The organism is Gilliamella sp. B3801, assembly GCF_026536645.1.
In the GTDB taxonomy this organism is placed as follows: Bacteria; Pseudomonadota; Gammaproteobacteria; order Enterobacterales; family Orbaceae; genus Gilliamella; species Gilliamella apicola_I.
In genome coordinates this window covers 284728-299238 of the sequence record NZ_JAFNNR010000002.1, presented here as the reverse complement: position 1 = coordinate 299238, position 14511 = coordinate 284728, and the positions used below count along the sequence as shown (strand labels likewise).

The window sequence follows — 14511 nt, the reverse complement described above, 5'->3', positions numbered from 1 at the left end:
TCTATCCCTTATATACCAAATCCGTAATGCATAAGCTTAAACTGACGATTTAAAGCTAACATTTTGCATTTTATGGTTTTATTTTACATTTTTATATAAAACCATTTTTTTAGGATAGATTATTTTTTGACAGGCGACAAGCTTTTTTTTCTTTTTTAGAAATAAATACGCAATTTATTGGAAATAATTACCCGTTATTTTTTTAATCTCAACAAACAAATTCTAATTATAAATCATTAATCAAATGGTGTTGCACAAGCAATAGCCGATCAAAGTTAGAATAATGAATTTATTTTTGGCTCTTTGAATATAGGTATAATTTCTTTATATTCGGTTTAATCATCAATTGTTAATTTTTAAACGATTGAAAATATAGCACCTGTGTATTTAGTTGCTAAAGTACAACCTCTTCATCCGTAAAATTATTGAACATACTTTTAAACACTAACTGATTATTTATCGCTTAGATTTGCTAAGTGAATTAATGCGATAGCCCATTAGTTAGGTAAAAATAAGGCGAGGGCACAAAAGGAAGATGATACATGGCAATTAGTCATGACCAATTAATGAAACAAGACAAGTCAGGCTGTAGGCAAAAATAGGCTGGTACGCAAGAAAGTTGTAAAAAGATGAAATGCCTAAAATAGCATTTGGAAAGTAACTAACTATATGATAAATATTTAATTCTATTTTAGATAGCTAACAAAGCAGATCGCCTAAAAAAACAACAAAAAAGTTGGTGGAATTTTACACTTTGCTATTTTAATTAATAAACAATAGGTTATAATTAGTGTTCCCTGTATACACAGGGATAAACCATTTGTCAAATGGTTGCAGACGAAGCTAATTTGGTGTTCCCTGTATACACAGGGATAAACCGACAGTTGTTTATTCTGTAATTCTGGACACTAGGTGTTCCCTGTATACACAGGGATAAACCGCGCTCCAAGCGTCAAAAAAATATAAAACCGATAGTGTTCCCTGTATACACAGGGATAAACCGAACTCAGCGAATACCCCGTTGTCTCATATGAGGTGTTCCCCGTATACACAGGGATAAACCATTTTACGAAAATAAGTTATACAAGATAGACTAGCATTAACTGTTAGAGCTGGTATTGCTTGGATTGGACTTGGTGATGTTGTCGGTTACGGTTTTTTTATATTAATGGTCAGCCTGTAGATACTGTGATGAACCATTGTGTTATTGTTTAATTATTGAAAAATCAAGCAATATTCTTTGTATAATTGCTATGCTTCTAAAAATACTAAGATAACAGCCGTTTAGACGCATTGTGCTTAGAGCGATTGATATTTTTGCAATTAGTGCTTGAAATGCTGAACGGTTTTAAGTTTGCAAAAAAATAGCCCTTAATAAATATTATTTCGTTAAATTTTTAAAGCTATAGAGATGAAATTTGACTAAGAACAGTTGTTACTATCTTTAATAACTAGTCAATTTTATTCTCTATAGCTTATTTTAGTTGACGATTTACTAACAGCTTATCATTTATTTTCGTTTTATAATAAGCGTTTTATAATCCGATCAACACGTATGCGAGTTAATCTTTTAATTAACTTATGTACGTGAGGTGGGTAAAACTGGCTGGCTTGAATTTGTTGAAAATGTGTCACCAATGTGGTTTTTTCTCTGATTGTATCAAGTTCTTTATCAAACTGATCTTGCAATTCTTGTTTAGGATCATGTATTAAAATACCATTTTCAAGATCTAATCGCCATGCCCTTGGGTTAAGATTATTACCCGTAATTAATACCCATTTTTTATCGACCCAAATACCTTTAAGGTGATAAGTTTGTTCGCCATCTTTCCATAATCGAATAATGAGTTGTTCTTTATCAATAAAAGGTTGCAGTCGCTCGATAAATTTTCTTAAGTTAATTTCATATAAATAAGGTAGCCCACCTGAAATATTGAAAGGTTTATCTTCTGGAATATAGAAATCATTGGCGATTTTGTCACCGATTATAATTTCCACTTGTTTACCTTTGCGCAATAAGCGAATAATGTCACGAACTAAAATATTAGGTAAGTTGAAATAAGGGGTACAAAAGATAATTTTTTGCTGAGTAACATTAATTAGGTGATGTATCGTTCTATTTAATGAGTTATTACGGCCTAAACCTGAAATAGGGGATACTGAAAGGGATTGATTATCGGCATCGCCCGTATAATGATATTTTGCATTCATTAAATGTTGACGAAGGGCTTTAATCTCAGCTTTTAGTTGTTTTCTGGTTTTATGGTTTTCACCATCCAGCCGTTGTAATCCGCTAAAAGGTAAAAAATTGTCATTAATATAGTTCACCATACTATCGGCGAGTACTTTATTGGTAATAAAGTGGTAGCGGTCGTAGCGATATTTATCCAGCTTATGTAAATAGACGTTATTTATACTTGCACCGCTATAAATCACGGTATCATCGATAATAAACCCTTTAAGGTGAAGAACGCCCAGCACTTCACGGCGATTAACAGGCACACCATAAATAGGAATATCAACTTGAGGATTTTCTTGTTTTAATTGGTAATAATATTTTGCATTAGTTTGACTTTTGTCTTCACCAATCCTACCGCGTTGTGCTCTATGCCAATCGACAAAGATTTTTATATCTAAATTGGGATTTTGTTGCTTAACATTATATAATTCTTTAAGAAATTCTTTTCCTGCTTCATCTTGCTCTAAATATAACGCAACAATATAGATGCGTTCCTTGGCATGTTTAATTGCATCAAGCAAAGCAAGCCGATAGTCTGTAGGATTATATATAATACGGTATTGATCGGCATGTTGAGAAATTTTTGCTAATTCATCAAGCTGTTTTTGGTGATTATATTTTATAAATGGTATTCGCATGATTTCTATATCATTTTAACTGACGCATATCGTTGAGTAATACGAATTATATCAGAAAATAATTCTCCTTTTTATACAACATTTGTTAATGTATTTAGTCACAACGTTATAAAATCTTATTTTCGGGATGATAATAAATTGTTTAAGATTGTTCATCAACCCATGTCTGAATAATTTTATAGGTTAAGGCTAATACGACTGGCCCGATGAATAATCCCATAATACCAAATCCAAGTAATCCACCAATAACACCAAATAGAATAAGTAAAAAAGGTAAATCAGCGCCTTTTTTGATTAAATAAGCACGCATAACGCTATCAAGTGTAGTCAGTATTACTGCGACGACAATTAAGATAATACCTGAAGCCGTATGACCACTCCAAAATTGCCAAATTATACAACCTAGCATGACGACAACTGGTCCGATTTGGGCAACACAACAAATAAATAGTACTAGAGTTAATAGACCCGCTAACGGCATATTCGTTAACACAAAGCTTAAACCACCAATTAAAGCTAAAGTAATGGCGGTTACCACTACGCCTAATGCGACTGCACGAATTGATTGGCCTGCTAAGGTGACGGTTGTTTCGCCATATTGTTTAGAGAGTCGATTAGCAAATACATAAACATATTTGGTAATACTTTCACCTTTTAAGAAAAGTAACAGGCTAAAAATAATCATGACACCAGCATGGAAAATGAAAATACCTAAATTAGTTACTTGCTCGATCAACCACTTAATCATAGTGCCAATATAGGGTTGAACATTGCTCATTAAATCTGAACCATCGGTTTTGATCAGCTCTAACCATTTTTGATGTAATTCCTCACCAAACATTGGAATACTATTTAGCCAATCAAGAGTGGGTAACTCGTGATGAGATAGTGATTTTGCCCATTCAATCAGATAGTGTCCATTTTGTGCTACACTACTAATAATGAGAAGAAAAGGAATGACACAAACAAAGGCTAAAATTAATGCCATAACCAACAAAGATAACCAGCGTTTATGGAAAAGTTTGTTTTGAATTTTAATCATAAGTGGCCAAGTTGCAATCACGACCATGACCGCCCAGAAGAATCCAAACAAAAAAGGTTCAACAATCCGATAAGTAATGATGATAAATAATCCAATTAATAGCAGATTAAGAATTAATTTTAATAAATCATTAGTATTTTTTTCTTTAGGCATTTTATAACCATAGTAAATAGTAAATATAATGCTATTATACGCATTATCATTTAAAAAGCATATCATGCAATATTAATGAACCTATTTTTACAGGAGACAAAAAAATGAAAAAAATAATATTGGTAGCCTTAATGGGCGTATCTTTATTTGCTTGTGCTGAAAAAACTAAATTGCCAGAAACAGTGCAAAATGTGAATGACATTGCACCTTATCCTGAAGCGAAAGCTGGTTACACCCGTTTTGCAATAAATCTACCTGCATTGCCTGATGAGAATAATGCTCGTATTGAATTACTAATTGGCAAAGAAATGAATGTTGATTGTAATTCTCAACGTTTGGCAGGGACAGTTAAAGAGGAAGAATTAAAAGGTTGGGGTTATTCTTATTATGTTGTAGAAGCCGGTAACGGTGTTCTATCAACCATGATGGCTTGCCCGACAGGTTCTAATAAAAATCAGTTTGTTACTCTACATCATAATTTGGGTTGGTTAGACTATAATAGTCGCTTACCAATTGTCATTTATGCACCAAATGATTTCCAAATAAAGTATCGTGTTTGGCAACCTGATGCCAAAATTCTACCAGCTAAAGCTGAATAAAATTGGAAAGGACGCTATTGGCGTTATCTATTTTTAGTATCGTTAAAAAAGGTTGAGTGAACAAAATATCGTCACTCAATCTCAAATCTTAAGTTATTTTACATTTTATGTAGACTTCTTTGAAAAAAAAGGTATTTTATGCCACGTAATGCTAAGCTAACTATTTATTTTTATCAATATAATAATAAATAATTTGCTTGCTTACCTCGGTTTCGCCAGACTATGTTTTTTAACAGGTTTTTGGTAAAATTTGGGGGTCCATTGTTTTGATTCAGTGGGCTTGTGTTTAACATGTAATATCCCTATTACTAGAGGAGAAGTGGTGAGCATGTTTACTCAACGTAAAACAATTCTTTCAATTCTTGCTGGTGTCACACTAGCGTTATCTCAATCTGCTATTGCTAAAGATCGTGTCGTACATTTTTATAATTGGGCAGGTCAAATTGGTCATGAAACCATTAATGATTTTGAAAAATCAACAGGTATTAAACTTGTTTATGATGTTTATGACTCTAATGAAGCACTTGAAGGAAAACTCATGGCGGGGCATTCCGGCTTTGATGTTGTTTCACCTTCTGATAGCTTTTTAGCAAGACAGATTAAGTCAGGTATTTATCTTCCATTAGATAAAAGTAAATTACCGAATTGGAAAAATCTTGATCCTAACTTAATGAAACTAATGGCGACCCATGACCCAGATAATACTTATGCTATTCCTTATGTCTGGATGACAACGGGTATCGGTTATAATATCGATAAAGTCAAAGAGCGTTTAGGTGAAGATGCCCCAGTTAATAGTTGGGATTTAGTCTTTAAACCTGAAAACATGGAAAAACTTAAAGATTGTGGTGTTGCATTTTTAGATGCGCCTACTGAAATTTTTGCCAGTGCGTTACAATATTTAGGTAAAGATCCTAATAGTACTGATGCCAAAGATTATACTGGTGCGGCTTATGATCTTTTAGCAAAAGTAAGACCGAATATTCGTTATTTTCATTCATCTCAATATATAACCGACCTTGCTAATGGTGATATTTGTGTCATTTTAGGTTGGTCTGGCGATATTTTACAAGCACGAGATCGCGCAAATGAGGCTAAAAATGGTGTCCATATCGGTTATCAAATACCTAAAGAAGGGGCATTAGTCTTTTTTGATACTTTTGCGATTCCAAAAGATGCGGCTAATGTTGATGAAGCCCATGAATTTTTAAACTTTATCATGAAGCCAGAAATCGCTGCACAAGTGACGAATGATGTTAATTTTGCGAGTGCCAATAAAGTCGCAAATGACAATTTTGTTAAACCGGAAATTAAAAACGATCCTGCGGTTTATCCATCACCTGAAGTCATGGAAAAATTGTTTACATTAAAAGTTAAAGAACCTAAACTTGAACGCGTGATTACTCGTACGTGGACAAAACTTAAAACTGGTCGATAAAGTTTTAACAAATAATTGATTATTAAGTGTTATTTATTATAGACGGAGAGATTGATTTAATCTTTCCGTTTCGTTTTTTATGGCTTGTTGTTATGAGGAAAAAAGAGTGAATAATAAAACAACAATTCAGGTTCAGCCTAAAAAAAAGATGGTTACGCCATTATTGGAGATCAAAAATTTAACCAAAGTGTTTAATGATGATTATTATGCTGTTGATGATATTAATCTCACTATCTACACCGGTGAAATTTTTGCTTTGCTTGGTGCTTCAGGTAGTGGTAAATCGACCCTATTACGAATGTTAGCAGGATTTGAACAACCAACATCTGGGCAAATTATTTTAGATGGTAAAGATTTGTCGCAAGTTCCGCCTTATAATCGCCCAATCAATATGATGTTTCAATCGTATGCTCTCTTTCCTCACATGACGGTTGAGCAAAATATTGCTTTTGGTTTAAAGCAAGATAGATTAGACAATAAAGAGATCAAACACCGTGTTGAAGAAATGCTTGCGCTTGTGCATATGGAACAATTTGGAAAACGTAAGCCACATCAATTATCTGGTGGTCAAAGACAACGCGTAGCGTTAGCACGTAGTTTAGCAAAACGTCCAAAATTATTGCTTCTTGACGAACCGATGGGAGCGTTAGATAAGCAACTGCGTGATCGTATGCAACTTGAAGTTGTCAGTATTTTAGAACAAGTAGGGGCAACTTGTGTTATGGTTACCCATGATCAAGAAGAAGCCATGACCATGGCTGGTCGTATTGCCATTATGAATAAAGGTCAATTTGTTCAAATTGGTGAGCCTGAAGAAATTTATGAACATCCAAACAGTCGTTATAGTGCTGAGTTTATTGGATCGGTAAATGTGTTTGATGGCATTTTACAAGAAACACTTGAAGACGGATTGATTATTAGCTGTCCAATGATAAAACATCCAATAAAAGTTGATTATGATTCACCAGCGGTTGAAGGTGTGCCAATTCAAGTTGCGCTTCGACCGGAAAAAATCAAATTATGTGACGACATTCCAGAAGACGGATATAACGTTGCAACAGGTGAAGTAGTTGAAATTGCCTATTTAGGTGATTTATCAATATATCATGTTAAGTTATCAAGTGGGCAAATTATCATTGCACAACTACAAAATGAGCACCGTTATCGAAAAGGAATGCCTACTTGGGGAGATATAGTTAACCTAAGTTGGGAAGTTGATAGCTGTGTGGTACTTACCGAATAAACAAAAGAGGATATAACGATGCGTTCCACTTTTTGGAGTGTAGTATTAAATGCATTTGTCTTGCTCTGTGTTTATTGGCGTTTTGTCACCACAGATGCATTTGATAACTTATTTTTAGATGCGCTATTTACTGCATTAGTATTAAGTTTTTTAATGTCATGTTTTGGTTTGTTTTTAGCAAATTACAAGCCTTCTAGACTTGCTTATCGAATGATTATTGCTGGCAGTATTCTATTTATACCTGCTGGTTTAGTTGCTATTTATTTTGCAATTAAGAAAATTAAAAAACAGCCTGATGATACAGATTTGATGACGCTTTATGGTCGTTTAACAGTCATTGCTATTCCATATTTATGGATGCTGCTACTGTTTTTATTACCATTTTTAATTGTTTTTAGGATCAGTTTTTCCGAAATAGCATCCGCTGTTCCGCCGTATACGGATTTATTTAGCTTTGACGATGGATTGCTCAATATAACCTTAAATTTTGGTAATTATCTCAATTTATTGAGTGATACCATCTATTTTGATTCTTATTTGCAATCATTAAAAATTGCGGCTATATCAACTTTATTATGTATTTTGATTGGTTACCCACTAGCTTGGGCTATTTCGCAATGTAAACCGTCAACGCGAAATATTTTGCTTTTACTGATTATTTTACCGTCATGGACATCCTTTTTGATTCGTGTTTATGCGTGGATAGGTATTTTAAATCCTAATGGGCTTTTAAATCATTTTTTAATGTGGTTAGGCGTTATCGAACAGCCGTTAATCATTATGAAAACCTATTTCGCTGTGTATATAGGAATTGTGTATTCTTATTTGCCTTTTGTCGTTTTACCGATTTATACATCGTTAATCAAAGTTGATTCAACGCTAATTGAAGCGTCGTTAGATTTAGGCTGTAAACCGATTAAAACCTTCTTTAAAATCATTGTACCATTGACAAAAAATGGAGTAATTGCAGGTGGAATGTTAGTGTTTATTCCTGCCGTTGGTGAATATGTTATTCCTGAATTATTGGGGCCGTCAGAAGGAATCATGATAGGTACTCAGTTATGGACAGAATTCTTTAATAATCATGATTGGCCTGCCGCTTCAGCGGTTGCATCGGTGATGTTGTTAATATTGATTGTGCCGATTTATTATTTCAACAAATTCCAAAATCGACAAATGGGAGGTAAATAGATGAACAATTTACCAATTATCCTACGTTCAGCTTTGATTGTCTTTGTGTCATTGTTGATCGGTTCATTTATATTAACGCTTTTAATTTCATCATCGGGATTTGAACTTATTACAAATGGCAGTGTTTACGTGGGCTGTTTTGTTTTTAGTCTGATTGTCACGTTAATTATTACATTAGCGTTAGCTTGCCGATGTTTAAAAGGGCTTATATTATTGGCGGTATTCTCTTTTTTATATATCCCAATGATTATTTTGATTGTTTATTCATTTAATAGTTCACGTTTGGTGACTGTTTGGGCAGAATTTTCAACCAAATGGTACGTTGAATTGATTCATAATCAAACTTTACTCAAGGCGGTTGGTTTAAGTTTAACTATCGCAGCTTGTGCAGCAACATTTGCGATTGTACTTGGTACTTTAGCTGCTTTTGCCATTATCCGTTTTAGGCGTTTTCGTGGGTCAAATCTGTTTTCTTTTATGACAACAGCACCTTTGGTTATGCCTGATGTAATAACGGGTTTAGCTTTGCTATTGCTCTTTGTTGGAATGGGGCAGGTACTGGGTTGGCCAAAAGATCGGGGGGCGATCACGATTTGGATGGCTCATACTACATTTTGTACAGCTTATGTCACCGTCGTTATTAGCGCACGGTTACGAGAGTTGGATAAATCCATTGAAGAAGCTGCATTAGATTTAGGCGCAAATCCATTAAAAGTCTTTTTCGTGATTACTTTACCAATGATTGCGCCGGCATTAGTGTCAGGGTGGTTGCTTGCATTCACATTATCACTTGACGATGTGGTTATTGCTAATTTTGTGACCGGCCCAGGTGCGATGACATTACCTAAACTGATCTTCTCCAAAGTTCGCTTAGGTGTGGATCCTCAAGTTAATGCACTTGCCACAATCATTTTGTTAATTGTTGGCATTATTGGATTTATTTCGTGGTTATGGATGCGTAAATCTGAACGTCGTCGATTGCGTGAAACTCGCCTGCATTAAATCTTTTTAAAACTTAATATTGCCGCACAATGCGGCAATATTTTCCTTTCAAAATATCCGTGTCTTTTTACTAGATTTATATTATAGTGTTGAGTGTTAGTTTACTAACAAAATTCTCAGGGCGGGGTGCAAGTCCCCACCGGTGGTATAGCCCACGAGCGCTTAATATTTTAGTCAGTCAATATTTCAAATAGCTAAAATCAATTTCATTGTTGTGCAAAATGATTTGAAGTGAATTTGAAGATGATTAATAGGTATTAAGGTCTAGCAGATTTGGTGAAATTCCAAAGCCGACAGTGAAAGTCTGGATAAAAGAGAGTTGCTTATCTTTTCTTAATTTGCTATTAGTTGCATAGTTTACTTTTTAGCAATATCACTATGGTCAAGCACAGCCCTGATTCTGGTATTAAGTTTATTTTTGATTAAATTAGCTTGGAAATGCATAAAATACGATTGATGAGTATTAATTTGGAATACCAAGATAATTTAGAAAAATAATAAATATATTAAAAAAGGACCTAGGTATTTACCATGAATCAGTTTAATTTAAATGAATTTGGAACCCCATCAGAACGTGTCAAAAAAGCGATTGCATCGATTCAAGCAGGGCAAGGCGTGTTAGTTTTAGATGATGAAGATCGGGAAAATGAAGGTGATATTATTTGGGCAGCGCAAACCATAACGACAGAACAAATGGCACTGACAATTCGTTATGGAAGTGGAATCGTTTGCTTATGTATGCCAAAAGAACAATGTGAAAAATTGAATCTTCCCATGATGGTGGCAAATAATACCAGTAAAAATCATACAGCCTTTACTATTTCAATTGAAGCGGCAAAGGGTGTGTCAACTGGCGTATCAGCGGCAGATCGCGTTACCACGATTAAAGCTGCCGTAGCCGATGAAGCTAAACCCAGTGACTTAAATCATCCTGGTCATGTTTTTCCACTGGTAGCAAAAGAAGGCGGAGTACTTGCTCGTCGAGGACACACCGAAGCATCGGTTGATTTGGTCAAACTAGCTGGATTGAAACCTGCCGCTGTGATTTGCGAATTAACGAATGATGATGGTTCAATGGCAAGAGCGCCCCAAGTGGTTGAATTCGCTAAAAAGCATCAATTGCCTGTCGTGACAATAGAAGATATAGCAAACTATTTACAGTCTTTATAATCATTACGTTAGAAGTTTACTTCCTTTTATATAGGGAAGTAAATTTACGTGTAATTGTGTGCTTAAACATTTATTCATATCTGTTTAAACCGTTTTAATCAACTTATCTTCAATTTTTTAATGAAACACTGAAATAGCGAATAATCAGGGGTTAGCCTTGCCAATTTTGTATCTTCATTATAGAATTGAATAAGAATAAGCTAAGTAAACTAGTAATGATATATCAAAATGTTTTAGTGCGACTTAAGTTAGTTTAATCTTAAACCACGTAGTTTTTCTGCATTAACATGTTGATCTTTCGGTGGCAAACCTTCATGTTTGCGAACCATCTTATTTTTCAACGATATAAACATCGGTAGAAAAAGCAAAATCAAGCAATAAGTAAAATGATAGCAGCGAGGTAGCTATGTTTAGCATTAATAAAGAGTGGGGATTTGTTATATTGACCTGCTTTTTTGAATTATGTTGGATTTTAGGATTTAGTGTTGCAACGGAGTATTGGCATTGGATGATTATTATCACATTAATTATTGTCGATTTTACATTTTTAACTAATGCCTGTAAGACCATTCCAACAGGCACTGTTTATGCCATATTTTCCGGCGTTGGTGCCGTTGGGGCAACGATTATTGATATGGTGCTTTTTGGTAAAGAAATCAAAATGATGCAACTCTTTTTTGTAGCATTAATCATAATTGGCGTTGTGCAACTTAAACGTACAGATAGTTAATCGACAAAGATCAGATTGAGGATTTTATTATGGGATGGCTTTTAATATTAACAGCATCATTTTTTGAAGTGATAGGGGCAATAGGATTGAAGCTCTATGCTGAACAAAAAAAAATAATAAGATTAGTTTTATATTGGGGCGGATTTTTTGTTTCTTTTGTTCTTTTTTATTTCTCCCTTCATTATCTTGAACTGAGTATTGTTTACCCCGTATGGGTTGGACTTGGCACATCCGGAGCAGTATTTGCCAATATGTTTTTATTCAATGAACCTAAAAATTTACCGCGTTTATTGGGATTGGTCATTATTATTGTTGGCGTGGTTGGACTGCATATGACAATGTAAAACGTAGTGTTAAATTATTTTCCATTAGTGTTTTTAATCGTTCGCAAACTATTTTCAACTGGATAACTCAATTTGATAAAGTATTTTTATTGATAAAAGATCCGTTTCAAGTCACAGAATTTATCTAAATAGACATTCATTTCAATCTTTTCATCTTCTAGTTAATGTAAACAAAACTATTGAATGAATTTATTCAAAGTAAAAAGGGAATTAAGAAAACAATTAAGAATAAAAAAAACCGGAGAACATCTCCGGTTTAACAAAGTAACTTGAATTGAAAGTTAATCTTTTCAATAAGTTATTCAGTATTGAGTAGAATATTAAAGTTCGTTAGCGTGTTGTTTTAAGTAGCTTGCAACACCATTAGGATTGCCTTGCATACCTTGTTTACCTTTAGTCCATTGTGCAGGGCAAACTTCACCGTGTTCTTCATGGAATTGGAAAGCATCAACAATACGGATCATTTCATCAATATTACGCCCAATAGGTAAATCATTGATAGTCTCGTGACGAACAATTCCATTTTTATCAATAAAGAATGATGCACGAAGCGCTACACCTGCTTCAGGATGTTCAACACCATAAGCTTGCATAATAGTGTGCTTGATATCGGCAACAATTGGGAATTTAACTTCGCCAATTCCACCTTTATCTTGCGGAGTGTTTCGCCATGCGTTATGAACATATTCTGAGTCCATTGAAACACCAATAACTTCAACACCACGTTTTTTGAATTCTTCAAGACGATGATCGAAAGCAATAATTTCTGATGGACAAACAAAAGTAAAATCCATTGGCCAAAAGAATACAACGGCATATTTACCTTGAATATGCTGAGTTAAATTAAAGTTATTTACAATTTCACCAGAACCTAAAACTGCTGATGAAGTAAAATCAGGTGCTTTTCGCGTGACTAATGTCATGTGTTTCTCCTTGTATAAAACCAAAAATATTGTAAACCTTGATGGAATGTATTATAGCAACTGATAAAAATTGTCCAAGTTGTTATTAACAATCGCTTTCATAAGCTCTGACTATGTCAAACTTTTGAATTATTCGATTCGCTTAATTTTTGTTTAGGTTTACCTTTATTTTTGGTGTCACGTAAACGGACTTTAACTTTTTTCTTTGCTGTGTCATCCTGTTTTTTTGCACCACGCTTCAATTTTGATTTATTTGACGGTTTTTTCTTGCTAGTCGGTTTTGGTGCTTTAGTTTTAGGACGTAATCCTTCAATCGTTCTCAATTTTATGGGTTCTTGAATATAGCGTTCAATTTTCAGTAATAGATCATTGTCATGCGCTTCAACTAACATGATAGCCGTCCCTTTTTTACCTGCTCTTGCTGTACGACCAATACGGTGTAGATAGACATCTGCTGTTTTTGGCGCATCAAAATTGATGACGTGTGTAACATCATCAATATCGATTCCCCGAGCAGCCACATCAGTAGCCACTAAGACATTTACGGTGTTGTTACTGATTCTTTTTATTGCTTCATTGCGTTTTGCTTGTACCATCTCGCCTTCTAAATAACAACTTTTTATACCTGCTTGATGTAACCAAGTTACCAGTTCGTGTACCCGTTCACGTTTTCGAACAAATACAATTGTTTTTTTAAATTCATCTTGCTTGAGAAGATGGGTTAATAAAGCAACTTTATGATTGAGATCATCAGCACGATAATAAAATTGGATGATTTTTTTACGCTCTTTACGGGACGGAGTCGCATTAATTTCAACAGGCTGATCGAGAATTCGACTGGCAAAATTGAATAAACCTTCACCTTCCAGTGTCGCTGAAAAAAGTAAGGTTTGTTTGCGCCAACGGGTTTCGGCAGAAATTGTTTCCACATCTTGTGAAAAGCCCATGTCTAACATGCGATCGGCTTCATCTAATATCAACATTTCCACCGCTCGGCAGTCGAAGTTTTCTTCTTTAATATACTGCAATAGTCGTCCGGTTGTGGCAATGACAATGTCTTGGTTTTTACTAAATACTTCTGCATGATTCATATAAGCGACACCACCAGTAATTGTCGCAATACTCAGATGCGTTGATTGCGTTAAGTTTTTTGCCTGTTCTGCAATTTGCATTGCAAGCTCACGCGTTGGCGTTAAAATTAAAATTCTTGGTGGCCCCGGTTTTCGACGCGGAAAGTCTAAAAGATGTTGTACCGCTGGGATTAAAAAAGCAAGTGTTTTACCGGTACCGGTTGGTGCCGATCCTAAGATATCTTTGCCATCTAAAGCTACAGGGATCGTTTGTGCTTGAATTACAGTAGGGGTAATAATATTTTGGGCTTCGAGATTGTTAATTAATACATCATCTATTTGTAAATCGGAAAAAGTTTGCGTTGTCATAATGACCTTTATAACGAGAAATTTAAAACACATTATAACGGCAATCAATATAACTACAATATTATCACACCAATGATTGTCTATGGTGATACCAACATTTCAACCAAATGAAAGCTTAATGCGCTAATTTTAGTAAATCCCCAGATAATTAATGTCAATGAATGAAAATAACTTATTTAAGTGAATGTAATATTCATTAAGAGAAACGTCAATTCTGACCAACTGCATAAATTGAATTTCATGATGCAAATTTGATGGCAAGTGACTTAAAGTTAACGTTGGGTGGTATCAGGCTTACCATTGATAGTGGTTTATGATAACATAGATAAAATAATGGGGCTAAAATCTATTGTGATATAC

General features: G+C 34.5%; 11 protein-coding genes, 1 pseudogene, 1 CRISPR repeat array and 1 riboswitch. Of the genes and pseudogenes, 8 read left to right on the top strand and 4 right to left on the bottom strand.

Annotation, left to right across the window (positions count from 1 at the left end; genetic code table 11):
• Positions 1-790: 790 nt before the first annotated feature.
• Positions 791-1063: direct repeats of the CRISPR family, unit length 28 nt; unit sequence GTGTTCCCTGTATACACAGGGATAAACC.
• A 458-nt stretch (positions 1064-1521) separates the two neighbouring features.
• Positions 1522-2877: a CDP-diacylglycerol--serine O-phosphatidyltransferase gene (gene pssA, locus J3U14_RS02755; RefSeq protein ID WP_267350672.1), complete on the bottom strand. Its 1356-nt coding sequence runs from the start codon at positions 2875-2877 to the stop codon at positions 1522-1524.
• A gap of 142 nt (positions 2878-3019) precedes the next feature.
• Positions 3020-4072 (bottom strand): AI-2E family transporter YdiK, encoded by a 1053-nt coding sequence (ydiK, locus tag J3U14_RS02750; RefSeq protein ID WP_267350674.1) that lies wholly within the window; start codon positions 4070-4072, stop codon positions 3020-3022.
• Positions 4073-4176: 104 nt separating this feature from the next.
• On the opposite strand from ydiK, the gene eco reads away from it, so the two are divergent.
• The 8 genes and pseudogenes from eco to J3U14_RS02710 all read left to right on the top strand — a co-directional run bounded on the left by eco (position 4177) and on the right by J3U14_RS02710 (position 11789).
• Positions 4177-4671 carry a serine protease inhibitor ecotin gene (gene eco / locus J3U14_RS02745; RefSeq protein ID WP_267350676.1) on the top strand — a complete coding sequence of 165 codons (495 nt, stop codon included), beginning with the start codon at positions 4177-4179 and terminating at the stop codon, positions 4669-4671.
• A gap of 328 nt (positions 4672-4999) precedes the next feature.
• On the top strand, positions 5000-6109 hold the full coding sequence (locus J3U14_RS02740; RefSeq protein WP_065559442.1) for an extracellular solute-binding protein: 1110 nt from the start codon (positions 5000-5002) through the stop codon (positions 6107-6109).
• A 148-nt stretch (positions 6110-6257) separates the two neighbouring features.
• Complete coding sequence (potG, locus tag J3U14_RS02735; RefSeq protein ID WP_065559507.1) at positions 6258-7352, top strand: putrescine ABC transporter ATP-binding subunit PotG; 1095 nt, start codon at positions 6258-6260, stop codon at positions 7350-7352.
• A 321-nt stretch (positions 7353-7673) separates the two neighbouring features.
• Positions 7674-8543, top strand: a pseudogene (gene potH / locus J3U14_RS02730) (putrescine ABC transporter permease PotH); the annotation flags it as partial.
• 243 nt (positions 8544-8786) lie between these two features.
• The gene (locus J3U14_RS02725; RefSeq protein ID WP_411596692.1) at positions 8787-9545 is read left to right on the top strand and encodes an ABC transporter permease subunit; all 759 of its coding nucleotides are present in this window, start codon (positions 8787-8789) and stop codon (positions 9543-9545) included.
• Positions 9546-9653: 108 nt separating this feature from the next.
• Positions 9654-9869: riboswitch (FMN riboswitch) on the top strand.
• 207 nt (positions 9870-10076) lie between these two features.
• On the top strand, positions 10077-10715 hold the full coding sequence (ribB, locus tag J3U14_RS02720; RefSeq protein ID WP_267350682.1) for a 3,4-dihydroxy-2-butanone-4-phosphate synthase: 639 nt from the start codon (positions 10077-10079) through the stop codon (positions 10713-10715).
• 406 nt (positions 10716-11121) lie between these two features.
• Positions 11122-11445, top strand: coding sequence for a DMT family transporter (locus J3U14_RS02715; protein WP_267350683.1), 324 nt, complete (start codon positions 11122-11124; stop codon positions 11443-11445).
• A gap of 29 nt (positions 11446-11474) precedes the next feature.
• A complete protein-coding gene (locus J3U14_RS02710) occupies positions 11475-11789 on the top strand; it encodes a DMT family transporter (protein ID WP_267350685.1) in 315 nt (104 codons plus the stop codon).
• A 320-nt stretch (positions 11790-12109) separates the two neighbouring features.
• On the opposite strand, the gene J3U14_RS02705 is transcribed toward J3U14_RS02710, so the two are convergent.
• Together J3U14_RS02705 and srmB are read right to left on the bottom strand one after the other, a co-directional pair.
• A complete protein-coding gene (locus J3U14_RS02705; protein ID WP_267350686.1) occupies positions 12110-12712 on the bottom strand; it encodes a peroxiredoxin C in 603 nt (200 codons plus the stop codon).
• 116 nt (positions 12713-12828) lie between these two features.
• Complete coding sequence (gene srmB / locus J3U14_RS02700) at positions 12829-14151, bottom strand: ATP-dependent RNA helicase SrmB (protein WP_267350688.1); 1323 nt, start codon at positions 14149-14151, stop codon at positions 12829-12831.
• Between the last annotated feature and the right edge of the window lie 360 nt (positions 14152-14511).